General features: G+C 63.2%; 17 protein-coding genes. 8 read left to right on the forward strand and 9 right to left on the reverse strand.

Going from position 1 to position 15629, the window contains the following annotated elements; translation table 11 throughout:
- Window positions 1–36: 36 nt before the first annotated feature.
- Window positions 37–816: an NAD(+) synthase gene (gene nadE, locus OEZ71_RS14265; RefSeq protein ID WP_263740661.1), complete on the reverse strand. Its 780-nt coding sequence runs from the start codon at window positions 814–816 to the stop codon at window positions 37–39.
- 163 nt (window positions 817–979) lie between these two features.
- Between nadE and parE the strand changes: the two genes are divergently transcribed.
- Window positions 980–2935, forward strand: a complete 1956-nt coding sequence (gene parE, locus OEZ71_RS14270) for a DNA topoisomerase IV subunit B (RefSeq protein WP_263740662.1) — start codon at window positions 980–982, stop codon at window positions 2933–2935.
- Window positions 2936–2941: 6 nt separating this feature from the next.
- Here the strand turns inward: parE and OEZ71_RS14275 are convergent, their stop codons facing one another.
- The 3 genes from OEZ71_RS14275 to OEZ71_RS14285 all read right to left on the reverse strand — a co-directional run bounded on the left by OEZ71_RS14275 (window position 2942) and on the right by OEZ71_RS14285 (window position 5118).
- Window positions 2942–3811, reverse strand: a complete 870-nt coding sequence (locus OEZ71_RS14275) for a BRCT domain-containing protein (protein WP_263740663.1) — start codon at window positions 3809–3811, stop codon at window positions 2942–2944.
- Window positions 3812–4199: 388 nt separating this feature from the next.
- Complete coding sequence (locus OEZ71_RS14280) at window positions 4200–4604, reverse strand: cupin domain-containing protein (protein ID WP_263740664.1); 405 nt, start codon at window positions 4602–4604, stop codon at window positions 4200–4202.
- Between the two features lie 181 nt (window positions 4605–4785).
- A complete protein-coding gene (locus OEZ71_RS14285) occupies window positions 4786–5118 on the reverse strand; it encodes a nuclear transport factor 2 family protein (RefSeq protein WP_263740665.1) in 333 nt (110 codons plus the stop codon).
- Window positions 5119–5477: 359 nt separating this feature from the next.
- Here OEZ71_RS14285 and OEZ71_RS14290 point away from each other — a divergent pair, with 359 nt between their 5' ends.
- The 4 genes from OEZ71_RS14290 (at window position 5478) to OEZ71_RS14305 (ending at window position 8713) form a co-directional block, all read left to right on the forward strand.
- The gene (locus tag OEZ71_RS14290; protein ID WP_263740666.1) at window positions 5478–6914 is read left to right on the forward strand and encodes a GMC oxidoreductase; all 1437 of its coding nucleotides are present in this window, start codon (window positions 5478–5480) and stop codon (window positions 6912–6914) included.
- 343 nt (window positions 6915–7257) lie between these two features.
- The gene (locus tag OEZ71_RS14295; RefSeq protein WP_263740667.1) at window positions 7258–7386 is read left to right on the forward strand and encodes a hypothetical protein; all 129 of its coding nucleotides are present in this window, start codon (window positions 7258–7260) and stop codon (window positions 7384–7386) included.
- A gap of 94 nt (window positions 7387–7480) precedes the next feature.
- Window positions 7481–7855 (forward strand): GFA family protein, encoded by a 375-nt coding sequence (locus tag OEZ71_RS14300; RefSeq protein ID WP_263740668.1) that lies wholly within the window; start codon window positions 7481–7483, stop codon window positions 7853–7855.
- Between the two features lie 99 nt (window positions 7856–7954).
- The gene (locus OEZ71_RS14305) at window positions 7955–8713 is read left to right on the forward strand and encodes a hypothetical protein (protein ID WP_263740669.1); all 759 of its coding nucleotides are present in this window, start codon (window positions 7955–7957) and stop codon (window positions 8711–8713) included.
- Window positions 8714–8715: 2 nt separating this feature from the next.
- Here OEZ71_RS14305 and OEZ71_RS14310 read toward each other — a convergent pair whose 3' ends face one another.
- The 3 genes from OEZ71_RS14310 to OEZ71_RS14320 form a co-directional block, all read right to left on the reverse strand.
- On the reverse strand, window positions 8716–9114 hold the full coding sequence (locus tag OEZ71_RS14310) for a c-type cytochrome (RefSeq protein WP_263740670.1): 399 nt from the start codon (window positions 9112–9114) through the stop codon (window positions 8716–8718).
- Between the two features lie 25 nt (window positions 9115–9139).
- Window positions 9140–9538 carry a c-type cytochrome gene (locus tag OEZ71_RS14315; protein WP_263740671.1) on the reverse strand — a complete coding sequence of 133 codons (399 nt, stop codon included), beginning with the start codon at window positions 9536–9538 and terminating at the stop codon, window positions 9140–9142.
- A gap of 76 nt (window positions 9539–9614) precedes the next feature.
- Entirely contained in the window at window positions 9615–10121 is a 507-nt protein-coding gene (locus tag OEZ71_RS14320; RefSeq protein ID WP_263740672.1) for a lipocalin family protein, read from the reverse strand.
- A gap of 105 nt (window positions 10122–10226) precedes the next feature.
- Between OEZ71_RS14320 and OEZ71_RS14325 the strand changes: the two genes are divergently transcribed.
- Window positions 10227–11225 (forward strand): GlxA family transcriptional regulator, encoded by a 999-nt coding sequence (locus tag OEZ71_RS14325; protein ID WP_263740673.1) that lies wholly within the window; start codon window positions 10227–10229, stop codon window positions 11223–11225.
- Here OEZ71_RS14325 and OEZ71_RS14330 read toward each other — a convergent pair.
- On the reverse strand, window positions 11207–12847 hold the full coding sequence (locus OEZ71_RS14330; RefSeq protein ID WP_263740674.1) for a DNA polymerase Y family protein: 1641 nt from the start codon (window positions 12845–12847) through the stop codon (window positions 11207–11209). The two genes, OEZ71_RS14325 and OEZ71_RS14330, sit on opposite strands and share 19 nt — an antisense overlap.
- Before the next feature lie 111 nt (window positions 12848–12958).
- Window positions 12959–13231, reverse strand: coding sequence for an I78 family peptidase inhibitor (locus OEZ71_RS14335; protein WP_263740675.1), 273 nt, complete (start codon window positions 13229–13231; stop codon window positions 12959–12961).
- Window positions 13232–13314: 83 nt separating this feature from the next.
- On the opposite strand from OEZ71_RS14335, the gene OEZ71_RS14340 reads away from it, so the two are divergent.
- A complete protein-coding gene (locus OEZ71_RS14340) occupies window positions 13315–14442 on the forward strand; it encodes an S-(hydroxymethyl)glutathione dehydrogenase/class III alcohol dehydrogenase (RefSeq protein ID WP_263740676.1) in 1128 nt (375 codons plus the stop codon).
- Between the two features lie 155 nt (window positions 14443–14597).
- Complete coding sequence (locus OEZ71_RS14345; protein ID WP_263740677.1) at window positions 14598–15536, forward strand: LpxL/LpxP family acyltransferase; 939 nt, start codon at window positions 14598–14600, stop codon at window positions 15534–15536.
- Window positions 15537–15629: the final 93 nt, after the last annotated feature.

The following is a 15629-nucleotide window of genomic DNA, read 5'->3' on the forward strand; positions in this document are numbered from 1 at the left end:
CCCCCGGTTTTCCTGCGGCAGAGGCTTTTTCGTCCCTCAGCGCAGGCTGTCAGGGATTTCGCAGACCGGAATCGGCACCATCTTGTGCTGGTTTGCACGGTTCAGACGGCGATAGATCGCCATGACTTCGGCCTGCCGGCCGGTCAGGGCAGCATCATCGCCATCATAGGTCATCGCCCATTCCAGTTCCGGATAGCTAGCGCCGATCTGGTCCTCATCGGTGCGGCTGTCTCCCCAAAGGCCATCCGTCGGCGGCGCTCCAAGAATGGCATCGTTGACGCCAAGCGCCCGGCCGATCTCATAGACCTCGGACTTCATCAGATCGGCAATCGGGCTCAGGTCCACCCCGCCATCGCCGTATTTGGTGAAGAACCCGACGCCGAAATCCTCGACCTTGTTGCCAGTGCCGACAACCAGACGGCCATGCTGCCCGGCAAGGTAATAGAGCGTGGTCATGCGCAAACGGGCGCGGGTATTTACCAAAGCCATCTCGCGCGCTGCACCCTGCGGTTCCCCCGGTAGTGCGGTGACAAGACTATCAAAGACGTCGGTCAGTTCAACCTCGACACCGTCAACCGCCGCGTGCCGCGCCTTCAGCATGGCGATATGGTCGCGCGCCCGGCTGACCTGATCCCTGCCCTGATGGATCGGCATCTCCACCACCAGGGTTGGCAGCCCGGTCCGCGCGGCAAGCGCCGAGGACACGGCGGAATCGATCCCGCCCGAGACGCCGACGACAAAACCCTTCGTTCCCGCCCGCGCGCAGTACTCCTCCAGCCAGCCGGTGATATGGTCGATGACCGCTTCCGTCTTCATGATCCCTGATCCTTGCTGCGGCCCCACCCTCACTCCATGGTGGACCACTCCCGCTTCACCGCTATATTTCGCGCTCCCTCAGCGGATTGCAAGGGCAAGCCCGCTTGCCCCGCCGCCCCCCGCATGGTCTAATCCGCCACCAATCAAGAAGACGAGCAGCACCATGGCGAACGACATCTTCTCCGGCCAGCCGGACGACTACAACGCCTCTTCCATCGAGGTGCTTGAGGGGCTGGAACCCGTCCGCAAGCGGCCGGGCATGTATATCGGCGGCACCGACGAACGGGCGCTGCATCACATGGTGGCCGAGATTCTCGACAACTCCATGGACGAGGCGGTGGCGGGCCATGCCAACCGGATCGAGGTCGAGCTGCACGAAGACCACGCCATCACCATCCGCGACAACGGCCGCGGCATCCCCATCGACCCGCATCCGAAATTCCCCGACAAGTCGGCTTTGGAGGTGATCCTCTGCACACTGCACGCAGGCGGCAAGTTCTCCGGCAAGGCTTACCAGACTTCGGGCGGTCTGCACGGCGTCGGCGCCTCGGTCGTCAACGCGTTGTCCGATTCCATGGTCGTCGAGGTCGCCCGCAACAAGGAGCTTTACGAACAGCGCTTCTCGCGCGGCCTGCCGCTTGGCCCCGTGCAAAAGACCGGCGCCACCCAGAACCGGCGCGGCACCACGATCACCTTCCACGCGGACGAAGAGATCTTCGGCCACCACCGCTTCAAGCCCGCGCGGCTCTTCAAGATGGTCCGGTCCAAGGCCTATCTCTTCTCGGGCGTCGAAATCCGCTGGAAAAGCGCCATTGATGACGGCGAAACGCCGACCGAGGCCACGTTCCACTTCCCCGGCGGCCTTGCCGATTACCTGAACGAACAGCTCAACGGCTCCACCACCTATGCCGACCGCCCCTTCGCCGGAAAGGTCGGGTTTCAGGAGAAATACGGCGAACCCGGCTCCGTCGAATGGGCGATCAACTGGACGCCCTCGCGCGACGGTTTCATCCAGTCCTATTGCAACACCGTCCCCACGCCCGAGGGCGGCACGCATGAGGCGGGCTTCTGGGCCGCGATCCTGAAGGGCATCCGCGCCTACGGCGAGTTGGTCAACAACAAGAAGGCGGCGCAGATCACCCGCGACGACCTTCTGACCGGGGGCTGCGCGCTCGTCTCCTGCTTCATCCGCGACCCGGCCTTTGTCGGGCAAACGAAGGACCGGCTTTCGACCGAGGTGGCGGCGAAGATGACCGAAGGCGCGGTGCGCGACCATTTCGACAACTGGCTGGCCGCCGACACCAAATCGGCCGGGGCGATCCTCGATTTCCTCGTCCTCAGGGCCGAGGAACGCCTGCGCCGCCGGCAGGAAAAGGAAACCGCGCGCAAATCGGCCACCAAGAAACTGCGCCTGCCCGGCAAGCTCGTCGATTGCTCCGCGACCAGCCGCGAAGGCACCGAGCTTTTCATCGTCGAAGGCGACTCGGCGGGCGGTTCGGCCAAGATGGCGCGGGACCGCAAGACGCAGGCCCTCTTGCCCCTGCGCGGCAAGATCCTCAACGTGCTTGGCGCCGCCTCATCGAAACTCGGCACCAATCAGGAGATCAGCGACCTGACCCAGGCGCTCGGCTGCGGGCTGGGCACACGGTTCAATATCGACGACCTGCGCTATGACAAGATCATCATCATGACCGACGCCGATGTCGACGGCGCCCATATCGCGTCCCTCTTGATGACCTTCTTCTTCACCCAGATGCGGCCGATGATCGACAAGGGTCACCTCTACCTCGCCTGCCCGCCGCTCTACCGCCTGACTCAAGGCGCGAAACGCATCTATGTGGCCGACGATGCCGAGAAGGAACGCATGCTCGCCAAGGGCCTCGGCGGCAAGGGCAAGATCGACGTCCAGCGCTTCAAGGGGCTGGGAGAGATGGACGCCAAGGACCTGAAAGACACAACCATGAACCCCGCAACCCGCAAACTGATCCGGGTCAGCATCCACGACGAGGTGCCGGGAGAGACCGGAGACCTCGTGGAGCGGCTGATGGGCAAGAAGCCGGAACTGAGGTTTCAATATATCAGCGAGAACGCGCGGTTCGTGGAGGAGTTGGATGTGTGAGAACTGTTAGCCCAGTAACTTCATGACCTGATTTTCGGAAATAAAGCGAGGAAGTTCGGAGCGTAGCCGCAATTCTTGGGCCTTTCGGATTTTCGTCCCGCGATTCATTTCGATCCAGTCGCGCGCCGCTTCGCCACCAACGATCAGAAAGTCAGTTTTTCCAGAAACGTTGCGAGATATTTGAGCACCGAATTCCTCCAGTTTCTCTTCAAGCAATGACCTTGGATTTGTTTTAAACGTTCCAGTCAATACTATCGTTCGGCCTTCAAAGTCGCTTTCAATACTTGAAAGCCTAAACTCACCGTAGTTTGCTACTCCGAATGGCTGGGATAATCCGGTGTCGCCATAGCAGTCACCCACGATCTGACCAATTGCCTCACATATCTCACTGGATTCGCCTGCCGTCAGAATGGAATCCGCCAACGCGTCTTCGCAACAAATCCTGATTTGCCGCACTCCAACAATCTGCGACAGAACCGGATTTGCATTGATCCTATCCAGAATGGCCGCCGCTTCGCGCTCCGTAATAGTCCCATCGCATGCAATACCTCGGCAGAACCCAAGAAAGCGATTAACTCCACTCTTTTCACAAGAACCATCAATTTCGGCGACTCGAACTTCCACGATACCCAGTACATTTTCGTGGTCCAACAGATCGGCGTCCAGATCCTGAAGCAAATCAGACGCGTCCCCATCGGCCACACGCGTGACAAACTCCTTACATTCGGCGATCAGAGGAGCAATCTCACCTCGCTCCAGATAACCACTGGCCGCAATGCCTTCCAAGAATCCCGTAAAGTAGCAAAAGAATTTTCTATCGTTACGCTGGCGGTGAATTCGCGCAAGCTCCGGACCGTTGTGTTCAAGCTCTGACATTCTCAATTCCATGAGTTATCAAGGGGTTTCACTCTTGAAGGACATAAACGCTCACGCGCAAATAAATGCAAGAGACAACCATTAGGTGTGCGTCTTGTATAACTGCGCGTTCACCCACCATTCCGGCACGCGGGCCACACTAATCGCCGCCAGTTCAGCCAACGCTGCAATTTGCCCCGCCCGATTTACGACCGCCGGAGCCAGCCAAGACCCCCTTGCCCTCCGGCTTGCGCCTCCGGGCAATCGGACCGGGTAAAGGTCCACTGGACCTTTACCTGATCGGTCCTCAGGCTGGGCTTCGCCAACCCGATGCTCGCCCCTATTTCTTCAGCCAGCCGCAGGGTGCGCCTAAGCGCACCCCACTCCGTTACGCCGCGTCAATGCCCGGTCATTCCACCCGAGTCATCAGCGGCACGCCTTCCTGGCTCACCTGGATGAGCAGGATCGTTACCGGATCGGTGGCGCTTTCGTTGCGGGCGACCATCGCGGTGTCCATCGGCTCGGCCGCAAAGCCACCGGCCGACAGCGTCGTCGGACCCTGACCTTCCAACTCAACGGTGATCTCGCCGTCCAGCACATAGACGAAGACCGGCCCGCCATGGGTGTGGCGCTCGCCCGTCCAGCCGCCGGCGAAAGTCACGCGCTGGATCGCGATCGCCTGGCCTTCGGCACCGGGCAGCGGCGTGTTGGTCAGTTCCACCCTCTCGCCCGGCGTATAGGCCTCTCCGGCCTCCTGAGCGGCGGTCGCGGTACAAATCGCGGTCATCGCGCATGCAAGCAGCATCGGTCTCATCGGCTGTCCTCCCTGAGATTGTTTGCGCTGAGGATGCGTCGCGCCGGCATGTCGCGGTCCGAGCCGCGCGTGTCCGGTGCCGGCACCAATCGACGCAGCCGCGCGCACTATAGCACGCCGCCGCCGTTTCGCGGAGGACAAAGGGAAACCGCAGGGCAGGCAGGCCAGCCCCATGGAGGCGTTATTTCTTCAGCAGCGTCGCCCCGGTCTCGGTCCTCAGGATCTTGCCGTCCTTGAGCGTATGAACGCCCATCACCGCCTCGCTGGTGCCGTCGGGGAAATCCATCACCGAATGTTCGACGAGAATGTCGCCGTTCTCATAGATCAGCCGCTGGTCGCGGACGGCCATCTTGTCGCTGGCCATCATCCGTCGGACCATCTCGGCCATCGCGGCCTTGCCCATCGTCTCGCCGCTCTGGTGGCGAACGAACGTGAAGTCGTCGTGCATGAGGTCGATATAGGCCTCGGCGTCACGGGCCTCCATCGCCTTATCGAGCATCTGGTAAAGTGCCATCGCATCCTCCCTCGCTGTGCCGATCCCCAAGGGTGAACCTGCCCCGCCCCTGGGGCAAGGCGAAAGACACGGGCGCGACTCGCGTCTTCCTGCCTTCGCGAGGGCAGTGAAAGGGACCACTCGATTGACCGGTACCGGAGGCAATGTTAATGAATTCAAAGTATTTAACCCTCAACGCACGAAAGCGCCCCTTGCCTTGAACCGACGTCGCTTGCTGATGCTGAGCAGTCTGCTGGGTGCAGGCGCCCTGTACGGGGCATGGTTGTGGGGCCGTGGCCCACGCGTTGAGGAACACCTGGCAACCGATCCCGACGCGACAAGCTTCATATACCGCGACGGTTGGATCGTGCCGGTCTGACATGCGGGTAAACAGCGACTTCCTGCGGCAGGCAGACCTTCCCCCGGTTGTAATCATCGGAACCGGCCCCGCCGGAATGACACTGGCCTTATCGCTCGAGGAGAAAGGGATCGACTGTCTGCTGGTTGAGGGCGGCGACGAATTCTACTCGGAAGACTCTCAAAGCGTTTACGAGGGCAAGACGTTTGGCGACGAGTATTTCGCTCTGGACGAGACAAGGCTGCGGCAGTTTGGCGGCAGTTCCAACCACTGGACCGGTTTATGCCGCCCGCTGGATGCCGCTGATTTTGAAGCTCGACCTGAACTCGGTGTTCCCGGATGGCCGATCAAGAAAACCGATCTCGATCCTTACGACATGGCCGCGCGGGACATTCTCGAGATCGGACAAACCCGGGATTTCGAGTTTTCCGGCACAGTAGACGAAATTGCCTTTGCAATGAGTCCCCCGGTGATTTTCAGCCAGAAATACGGCGACAGGATTGACGCATCCCGGCATATTCATCTGTCGTTGAACACGTCCCTGATCTCACTTGTCGCGGAAGGCCGGTCGGTTACGCATCTGGAACTCGCCGATGCCGCCGGAAACAGGGTCAGACTGTCGCCGCGCCTCGTCGTGGTCGCCTGCGGAGGGCTTGAGAATTCGCGCCTTCTGCTCTGGTCGAACGAGGTGTCAGGCGACCCTGTCGTTGCCGAAGCGTCTGCGCTGGGGCGTTACTGGATGGAGCATCCCCATTTCCGGCTTGGCGATTGCATGCTGAACAGGCCCTTGCATCGCAGTGACATACCGGATTGGCAGACCACATATTTCAACCCAAGGGCCGAGGTCATGCACCGCCATGGCGGTCTGGGTTTCGCACTTGAGATGCCTTTCCAGGGGCCCGACGACAGCCTTCGCGGCCACATGCGCCAGATCGGCTGCCGTGATCTGCCTGCCATGCTGGAAATGCTGAGTTCCGTTCGCGGGAAAACACCCACGTGCGGCTACACTCTCACCGCTGCCTGGGAACAAGCCCCCGATGTGGATAACCGCATCGTCCTGTCGAAAGAGGAACGCGATCGATTCAATGTGCCGCGTCTCCAGCTCCATTGGCGCAAAACGGCCTTCGATCTGCACACCGCAAAGGTGGGATTTGAACTGGTCGCCCGCGACATTGTCGCAAAGGGCATCGGTGCCGTGCGTGCTTATCGGCATTTGATCGACATGGAGAACTACACGAATAAGCACGGGATCGCCGGGCACCATCATATGGGCGGCACCCGCATGTCCGACCGGGCGGCTGAGGGGGTCGTCGATCGGAACCTAAAGATTCATGGCATGTCCAATGCCTATGTTCTGGGATCATCGGTGTTCCCACGCGCCGGGCATGCCAACCCGACTTTCACGATCGTTCAATTGGCCCTTCGCATGGCCGACCACCTCGCAAAACGCATCATCTAGACCGGTGATCTGGCTGTCTGGTCGCCTCGGTGACCGGCTCAGCCAATGACCGATGCACCGGGCGGCTATTCCGTCACGCCATCAGCCTGTCCCCTATCGGAAGGGACCGATCAGCGTGCCGAACGCACCCGACAAGTCGGTTTCCGCTCACGCCCCTTACACCCCCCTTGCGAGCCGCAAAAGCGGCGCTAGATTTCCCCGCGCAGGACCGGCGCAAACCGCCCCCCTGCTGCCCATCGGGATCATCGCCCTGACCACCCCAAGGGTCAGGCTCCCCTGACACCCCCTGAGCATCGGACCGGACGGCATCCGCCGCCCGGAACTCACGCCAAAGGGAACTCTCATGTCCAAGGAAAAAAGCCGCGGCAACCGCGAGGCCAAGAAGCCGAAGAAGGAAAAGCCGAAGGTGCTGGCCACCGCCAATTCCGGCGCCAAGGCCGATCCGGTGATCGCCGGCAAGAAGCTCAAGTAACATCCAAGGGGCGGGTCCGCCGGGCCCGCCCCGATTGCATTGCGGCCCGCATTCGCCGACACTCCGCCCGAACGAGGCGAGATGGGGGGCAGGCATGACCGAGGTCACCGGCGGATGCCAATGCGGCGCGGTCCGGGTCGTTGCGCGCGGGCAACCCCTGCGGGTCGGCATCTGCCACTGCCTCGACTGCCGCAAGCATCACGGCGCGCTCTTCCACGCCTCGGCGATCTTCCCCAAAGCTGCCGTCACGATCACGGGTGAGACGCGCGCCTATAAGGGCCGGCATTTCTGCCCCACCTGCGGCTCCTCGGTCTATTCCCGGTCGGGCGACGAGATGGAGCTGCATCTCGGCATGTTCGACGACCCCGACCGGTTCCGCCCGAGTTACGAACTCTGGACCATCCGCCGCGAGGGCTGGTTGCCGCCTTTCCCGACCGACCGCCTGTTCCTGCGCGACCGCGAGGAGTGAGCTTCCTGTACCGACATCTGTCGGGACGGAGGCTGTACGCAGGCCATACGCTTGCGGTACGGATACCATACCGGGTTTGCGGCAATACGGGCGGGCATCATGGATTTCATCACCGACAACCAGCTGCCGCTGATCCTGATCAGTTTCGCCATCGGCTGTTCCCTCACCGCGATCCTCTTCCGTCGCCATGTCTCGCAGAAAGCGTGGAAAATCGCCGATCTTGTCTGGATCTGCCTTGGCGGGATCGGCGCATTAACGGCAGTGATTGCAGGGGTTTACGCCGAAGACTCGTCCCGCCTCTCGCGCCAGATCGACATCGCCTATGCCACGACCCGCGAGTTTGACCGCGACGCGGCAAGGTTCCGGCTCGCCCATTGCGAGGTCGACCATCCTGCCGCCAGCTTCCGCACCGCCATCCGTGACCTCTGTGACAAGGTCGAATTTCTCTCCGCCTCCACCGCCGGCAACGCCCAGTTACCGCTCTTCATCGCGGTCACCGAACGCGCCGCGCCCCTGCAGGGCTTGAATCTGTTTTTCGGAAGTAAATCCAGTGATATGGAGGACGAAGTTGAGAGCTTCGATACAGCAGAATTCCTCGCCTTCGAGCCGCGGGACGCGATGACCGAGGCCGCCGTCGCGCTGCTTCGTCAAGCCCCCAGCGTCGCCGGAATCGCCGCCGAGTTCCAGGTCATCGCCAAGGCCTATGAGGACCTGATCGGCGAGGTCATGCATCTGAGAGATGAATGGCAGGTGCTGGAGGACAGCGCGGGCATCCTGACGCTTCAGATCCTCGCGCTCTGCCTCGTCGCCTTTGCGGCCCCCTTCAGGTTGGGAAAATCGATCGTCGATCTTATCTGAACTTATTGCTGCAAGCCCTTCAGATAATTGGCCAATGCGACAAGGTTGGCCGGTGTGGGCGTCGCGATCCCGTCGCCGGTATCGACCCGCACCAGCGGCCCTTCCTGCAAGGCTACGCCCAGTTCCGGCATCACCGAACTCCGGTCGCCGCGGCGGGAATAACCGTCGATCGCCGACATGACCTGCACCATCGGGAATGTCCCGCCATTGCGCGCAGAGATCGTCGTCAGATCTGCCGGTGCCTTGCCGAGCCCCTCCGCCGCCGGACCGTCGCCGCGACCGCCCGCCCCGTGGCAGGACAGGCAATAGTCCTGATAGAGCGCCCGGCCGGACACCTGCCGCTCGGGCGCGCAGGCCGTTAGTGCGCAGGCTGCCGCGATGGGTATGAGGATCCGGATCATGCTTTGTCCTTTCGTGACGGTGTCGTCATTCTTCCACCTGTATCGCAGCCAGATAGTCTACGACAGCCAGAACCCGTTCGGAGGTTATGACCGGCGTGCCGTCGCGGGCATCGGCGACGGAGGCATCGCCCGCAAAGACCGTGCCGAACAGAGGCATCGGGCCGCCATGACCGCGCAGACCAGTGCGGCCGTCGATGATATGAACCACCTTCAGCCAGGGGAACTCCCCGCCATTGCGCGCGGCGATGCGGGTCAGATCGGGAACCGGTATCGTGATCAGATCGCGCATCGGCCCGTCGCCTGCGGCCTTCTCCCCGTGACAGGCCGCACAGGCGCCGGCATAGACCTCTGCGCCAAGTGTCATGTCCGATGCGGCTTGGGCCGGGTATGTCATGAGGCAGAGAATGAGGGCGAGCGGGCGCATTGCGGTCTCCTGTTGCGTCTGCGTCATCCTGCGGCGGGCCTGACGCCAGCACCTTGATCAGGATCATGTCAGCCGCTTAGTGCGGCTGCAATCCCGCAGGATCATAGCCGTTGAAGCGCAGCACATCGCGCGCTGCCTGCATCAGGTCGGGCCGCACCTCCGGCGTGCGCGACAGGATGCGGGCGAAGTGCCGCGACGGGGTACCGATCACTGCGATCCGGTAATCCGCATCGGTCCAGAGCACCCAGAGTGCCTCAGTTCCCTCCGGCATCCGTCGCTCTATACGGCCAGGGCCGGTGACCGCCGCTTCGGTCGCGAAAGTCCGCGCCCCGGACGGCCCGCAGACCGTGCCGGTGACGCGATAGCGCCCCGCGCCGGTCACGGCCCAGGTCTCCGCGTGCGGACCGCAGGCCGGGTCGCCGATTGTCGCCGCGACATGCCAGACATCCGCGAACCGTCCCGCGTCGAAAAAGGCCGCCGAGGACATACCGGGGGTCTCCGGTGCGGGCGGCGTCCGGTCGCATCCGGCAAGCGCAGCCAGAACAAGAGGCAGCAGCACGGCAAGATCTGTCAGGCGGGGCATTCAAGGAGCTCCGGGCGAAGGGGACGCCTCGTCACCCTTATCGAGACCGGCCCGATGCGCAAGGCGGCTTGCCGGCCAGAGCTTGACCGAATACGAAACGAATTGATGAAACGCGAAAAGCCGATCTTTGCCCCAGACCCCGCGCCGCTCGACGTGGCGGTGCTGGTCATGGCCGATACCAACGCCCTGTCGTTGGCAGCCGCGGTCGATCCGATGCGGGCGGCAAATCGCCGGGCGGGGCGGACGCTCTTTACCTGGCGCTATTACAGTGCGGCGGCGGGCGCGATTCCGGTGACGACCGGGTTCCGGATCGACGCGGACGCGCTGCCGGACCGGATCGAAGCGGACATCCTGCTGATCGTCGCGGGCTTTCGGCTGATCGAACAGGCAACGCCGCCGCTGCTGGCCCGGCTGAGGCGTCTTGCCCCGCGGCTCAGGGCGATGATCGGGGTCGATGGCGGTCCGTGGTTCCTTGCGCTCGCGGGGCTTCTGGATGGGCGGTCGGCGACGGTGCATTGGGAAGACCTCGAAACCTTCGCCGACCGGTTTCCCGCCGTCGATGTCCGTCAGGACCGCTACGTGATCTCGGGGCCTTTTGTGACCACCGGGGGCGCCGCGCCCTGCCTCGACATGATGCTGGAACTGATCCGCACGCGGCATGGGGCAGAACTGGCTCTGCGGGTTGCGGGGGCCTTTCTTTACGAGCCGGTCCATGCCGCGACTGTGCCGCAGCAGGCAGTGTCGGCCGCAAGGCTGGCCAAGGGCGATCCCGCACTTGGCCGCGCGATCGCGCTGATGGAACGGGGCGTGGAGAACCCGATCCCCATTGCCGCCATTGCCCGGCGCATCGGCCTGTCGCAACGGCGGCTTGAGATGCTGTTCGCCGAAAGGCTCGGCACCAGCCCGGGCCGGTTCTTCCTTGACCTCAGGCTCGACGAGGCGCGGCGCATGGTCGTCGATACAAGGCTTCCCTTGCAGGAGGTTGCGCTCAGAACCGGGTTTTCCAGCCAGATGGCGTTTGCCCGGGCTTTCAGGGCGCGGTTCGGCGCACCGGCCTCGGCGCTCAGACGGTCAGCGGGTACGGTTCAGGCAAAGACCCCCTGACAGAACCAGCCGCCCGGCACAGCCCCGCCATAGGCGTAGTAGAGCCAGAGCCTTTCGCCCGTCGTCACCTCCACCCGCCAGTAATCGCGGGTGCCCGAGCGCCAGCCGGGTTCATCGAGCCACCATTCCGGCGCGATCCGTTCCGGGCCGGTGGCCGAGGCCGTCACCAGATCCCGCCGACGCCAGCGGAAGCGGGCGGGCACCATCGGGTCGTCATGGGCCTGAACCGGCTCGCAGCGGAAAAGCACGACGGGCCGGGGATTGCAGGGCGGCGGCCATGTCTCGGCCGGTTTCGACCAGGCGACGGGCAGGATTTTCGCGGTCTTCTCAGGGATATGGGTATCGACCGGAACGAGCCGGGTGATCGCCTCCATCCCCACCCGGGTTCCGAGCCGCGAGACCATCTTTTCAAACTCCTCCCCTTCGGGGCAGCCCTCGACCGGGTCATAGGGGCCGCGATGCTGGCGGGCCTGAACCGGTTCGGTGACATGCGCCTCCAGCCGGAGCGTGTCGATGCCGAACCCCGCCTCCACCCCGGTCAGTTTCAGCGCCAGAAGCGGGCGCAGCATGGCGGGGTCGGCGCTGGCGCGGGCCAGACCGATCTCGACCTCCTGCATCCTGTGATCGGCGTGGAAAAGCTGCAACCGGACCCGGCGGGCACCCTGCCCCCGCGCCCTGAGCCGGTCGCAGAGCGCGGGCAGAAGCCGGTCGAGACCGGCCATGATGTCCTCGGTGAGCCCGATCGGATCGGGCAGCGTCAGGCGCACCGCGAAATGCAGGGGCGGACGGGCGGGCGAGACCGGCTCCTCCTCCAGCCCCAGGGCCTGATCGAGACGGCGGACCAGTTCGCGACCAAAGCGCCGCGTAAGGGGCGCGCGCGGCGTGCCGAGGATATCGCCGACATGGCGCAGGCCGAGGCGTGCGAGCCCGTGGACCGTCTTTTCGTCAATGCGGAGCGCCGCGAGCGGCAGGGACGCCAGCGCCTGCCGGGTCTGGCCGGGTGTGGCGATGCGGGCGACCGGCGCGGGCGGGGCGATGGTCACCGGCGCTGCCCCGCCCCTGATCCAGTGCCGTTTGGCCGAGCGCGACCGGGTCGCCCGCGCCTCCTGATCAATGGCATCGCCGTTGCGGGTCACCGCGCCGGGCTTGCCGGCATAGCGCGCGAGCCCCCAGGCGGTGCCGACCGTATCGGCAATCCCTGCCTCCACCGTCAGCCCGAGCCCCTCGCAATCCGCGGCCACGGCCGCCAGCACGCCCTCCTCGCCGCCGAAAAGATGGGCAGCACCCGTCAGATCGATGATGAGCCCGTCCGGCGCTTCCTCGCCCACCCAGGGGCTGAACCTGCCCGCCCAGCGCCGGAGCGCGGCCAGAAAGGCCGCCTCTATTTGCGGATTGCGGATGCGGGTGACAAGGTCTGGGCACATCGCGCGCGCATCCGGCAAGGGCTGGCCGAGATAGAGCCCCTTCGCTTCCGCCTCCGCGCTCAGCGAGGTCAGGACCTGACGGTTGGCCTCTTCCCCGACAATGGCAAAAAGCCCGGGCGGCAGGCCACGCATCCGCCGCAGCAGACATTCCGCCCCGAGGCGGGGGAACCAGAGGGACAAAATCCGGCGACAGCGCATGACAGAATGTTCCTGATATGTTCCACTCTATGCCCCTTCAGTCGCCGAGTCGAGTCGCCCCGGAAGGCCGGGGCGTAAGGTAGGTTAAAACCCACCTTCTCCGGGAAAACCTCAACCGCAGCGGATCGCGGCGATGCGGCCCTCCGCGTCGATCTCGACGTTCAGACGCTGCAGGCTGAAGTCCATCGTGATCGCATCGCCGGGATGGATGACCCGGACGGGTTCATCCAATCCGCTTGGATCGAACGCGGAGTCCGGTTGTCCGACAAGATATTGCAGCCCCTCGGCGGAACAACTTGCATCAGCTGGATCGGGCTGATCCGCCGCTGCCCCGACACAGCCGCAGAGCCCCACCAAAACCGGCAATATGGCAAAAGCTTTCATTTTCTGTCGCTTCCCGAATTGCAATGAGTGCCAGTATCGCACAGGGTCAATGAAAGAGAACGAAGGAATTGGGAGGATCTCTTATGCGCACCCGTGCCGCCGTGGCCGTTCAGGCCGGCAAGCCCCTCGAAATCATGGAGGTGAACCTCGAAGGTCCGAAAGCCGGCGAAGTGATGGTGGAAATCAAGGCCACCGGCATCTGCCACACCGACGAGTTCACACTGTCCGGCGCCGACCCCGAAGGATTGTTCCCGGCCATTCTCGGCCATGAGGGCGCGGGCGTCGTGGTCGAGGTCGGCCCCGGCGTGACCAGCGTGAAAAAGGGCGACCACGTGATCCCGCTTTACACGCCGGAATGCCGGACCTGCCCGTCCTGTCTTTCCCGCAAGACCAACCTCTGCACCTCGATCCGGGCGACGCAGGGCCAGGGCGTGATGCCCGACGGCACCTCGCGCTTCACCACATTGGATGGCGATCCGATCCTGCACTACATGGGCTGCTCGACCTTCTCGAACTACACGGTCCTGCCCGAGATCGCCGTCGCCAAGGTCCGCGAGGACGCGCCCTTCGACAAGATCTGCTATATCGGCTGCGGCGTCACCACGGGCATCGGCGCGGTGATCAACACCGCCAAGGTGGAGATCGGTGCGACGGCCGCTGTCTTCGGCCTTGGCGGTATCGGACTCAACGTCATCCAGGGCCTGCGCCTTGCCGGGGCCGACAAGATCATCGGCGTCGACATCAACAACGACAAGAAACCGATGGCCGAAAAGTTCGGCATGACCCATTTCGTCAACCCGAAAGAGGTCGAGAACACTGTTCAGGAGATCGTCAACATCACCAAGACGCCGTTCGACCAGATCGGCGGCGCGGATTACTCCTTCGACTGCACCGGCAACGTCAAGGTGATGCGCGACGCACTGGAATGCACCCATCGCGGCTGGGGCCAATCGATCATCATCGGCGTCGCCCCCGCAGGTGCGGTGATCGAGACGCGCCCCTTCCAGCTTGTCACCGGCCGGGTCTGGAAAGGCACCGCCTTCGGCGGCGCGCGCGGCCGCACCGATGTGCCGAAGATCGTCGACTGGTACATGGACGGCAAGATCGAGATCGATCCGATGATCACCCACACGCTGAAGCTCGACGACATCAACAAGGGCTTCGACCTGATGCATGCAGGTGAATCAATCCGCTCGGTCGTCGTTTACTGAGACACTGAAACATGCGAACGAAGGGGCAAGGCGCTGCCTTGCCCTTTTGTTTTGTGGCGCCACGTCATTCCCCGCGACAACTCGCTCCCCCAGATGCTGCTTTGCATTGAAATCAGGGAGGTTCCATTATCGAAAACGGCGGTTAATCTGGCCCTATGGGGGAAAAGACTAGCTTTACGACGACCAAGGATCGGGTCTGGTCGGCATATGCCGTTTTCGCCGGATGGCTGGCGCGTCAGCCTCAGCTTGTCCGGAAACTCGGCTATGGTCTTTTCGGGCTGGCCCTTTGGATCGCTTACCTGCTACCGGGAAATCTGGTGCGACCGACATTCGCCGCTTTGGCAAAACAGACGAAGGCCGGGAATGCTTTGCGCCTTTTCGCAAGGTACGTGCGCGAGTTCTGCCGAGGCATAGACAGGCTCGAGCAGGTGCGGCACGGCCGCACCGATGCTATCGACCGTATGTTCCGGATCCCCGAGGAACAACGATTCCGGACGCTCACGGCTGAACGTGGGTGCATTCTGGTGCTTCCCCACACCCAAGCCGGTTTTCCCATGGGCCGCGGGTTCTCTGCGCGCTACCCGCTTCTGGCCCTTGTGCGATCGGCAACGGACAAGCGACGTGCCGCAGCCGAATGGGAGGTCTATCAACATCTCGAAGCCGAAGTTCTGGATGTCCGCGTGGAACAACAGACGACCGTCGCGCGAAAGGTGCTTGGTACGCTCAGGCAGGGGCAACTTGTGCTTGGCGTGGTCGACCGTATCCGGGCGGCACCGCCGCCTGAGGCACCTATAGATCCGGTGACAGATACGATACGAGCCAATGCCTTCGGCCAACCCGTCGGGATCACCGGCTGGCCGGCCCGGTTCGCACGTAAGGCCAACGTCCCGATCCTGCCCGCAACGGTGGTACAGACGAAGGATACGATTACGTTGCATCTGGGAACTGCCATAGAACCCGACCCGGATTTGGCAGCCACAACACAGGCTTGGCTGGCGGAACTGGAACGGCTGATCAGGGAACATCCGGAAGAGTGGACCTTCGCGCTCGACAAGCACTGGTCAAGGGTGCTGCGCGCCTCCGTCGGCAATTGATTGGAGGAAAATCAGAGTTCTGCGCGTCGGTTTAGTTCATTCAGGGCAAAGGCAAGCAATTCCATCGGTCGATGACCGACCTGCCTTTCCACG

It is taken from the genome of Albidovulum litorale (assembly GCF_025751495.1).
Classification (GTDB): Bacteria; Pseudomonadota; Alphaproteobacteria; order Rhodobacterales; family Rhodobacteraceae; genus Albidovulum; species Albidovulum litorale.

What these genes read in the sequence shown, in the direction of transcription:
- nadE (WP_263740661.1), bottom strand. Translation starts at nt 816, where the DNA reads ATGAAGACGGAAGCGGTCATCGACCATATCACCGGCTGGCTGGAGGAG.
- parE (WP_263740662.1), top strand. Translation starts at nt 980, where the DNA reads ATGGCGAACGACATCTTCTCCGGCCAGCCGGACGACTACAACGCCTCT.
- OEZ71_RS14275 (WP_263740663.1), bottom strand. Translation starts at nt 3,811, where the DNA reads ATGTCAGAGCTTGAACACAACGGTCCGGAGCTTGCGCGAATTCACCGC.
- OEZ71_RS14280 (WP_263740664.1), bottom strand. Translation starts at nt 4,604, where the DNA reads ATGAGACCGATGCTGCTTGCATGCGCGATGACCGCGATTTGTACCGCG.
- OEZ71_RS14285 (WP_263740665.1), bottom strand. Translation starts at nt 5,118, where the DNA reads ATGGCACTTTACCAGATGCTCGATAAGGCGATGGAGGCCCGTGACGCC.
- OEZ71_RS14290 (WP_263740666.1), top strand. Translation starts at nt 5,478, where the DNA reads ATGCGGGTAAACAGCGACTTCCTGCGGCAGGCAGACCTTCCCCCGGTT.
- OEZ71_RS14295 (WP_263740667.1), top strand. Translation starts at nt 7,258, where the DNA reads ATGTCCAAGGAAAAAAGCCGCGGCAACCGCGAGGCCAAGAAGCCGAAG.
- OEZ71_RS14300 (WP_263740668.1), top strand. Translation starts at nt 7,481, where the DNA reads ATGACCGAGGTCACCGGCGGATGCCAATGCGGCGCGGTCCGGGTCGTT.
- OEZ71_RS14305 (WP_263740669.1), top strand. Translation starts at nt 7,955, where the DNA reads ATGGATTTCATCACCGACAACCAGCTGCCGCTGATCCTGATCAGTTTC.
- OEZ71_RS14310 (WP_263740670.1), bottom strand. Translation starts at nt 9,114, where the DNA reads ATGATCCGGATCCTCATACCCATCGCGGCAGCCTGCGCACTAACGGCC.
- OEZ71_RS14315 (WP_263740671.1), bottom strand. Translation starts at nt 9,538, where the DNA reads ATGCGCCCGCTCGCCCTCATTCTCTGCCTCATGACATACCCGGCCCAA.
- OEZ71_RS14320 (WP_263740672.1), bottom strand. Translation starts at nt 10,121, where the DNA reads ATGCCCCGCCTGACAGATCTTGCCGTGCTGCTGCCTCTTGTTCTGGCT.
- OEZ71_RS14325 (WP_263740673.1), top strand. Translation starts at nt 10,227, where the DNA reads ATGAAACGCGAAAAGCCGATCTTTGCCCCAGACCCCGCGCCGCTCGAC.
- OEZ71_RS14330 (WP_263740674.1), bottom strand. Translation starts at nt 12,847, where the DNA reads ATGCGCTGTCGCCGGATTTTGTCCCTCTGGTTCCCCCGCCTCGGGGCG.
- OEZ71_RS14335 (WP_263740675.1), bottom strand. Translation starts at nt 13,231, where the DNA reads ATGAAAGCTTTTGCCATATTGCCGGTTTTGGTGGGGCTCTGCGGCTGT.
- OEZ71_RS14340 (WP_263740676.1), top strand. Translation starts at nt 13,315, where the DNA reads ATGCGCACCCGTGCCGCCGTGGCCGTTCAGGCCGGCAAGCCCCTCGAA.
- OEZ71_RS14345 (WP_263740677.1), top strand. Translation starts at nt 14,598, where the DNA reads ATGGGGGAAAAGACTAGCTTTACGACGACCAAGGATCGGGTCTGGTCG.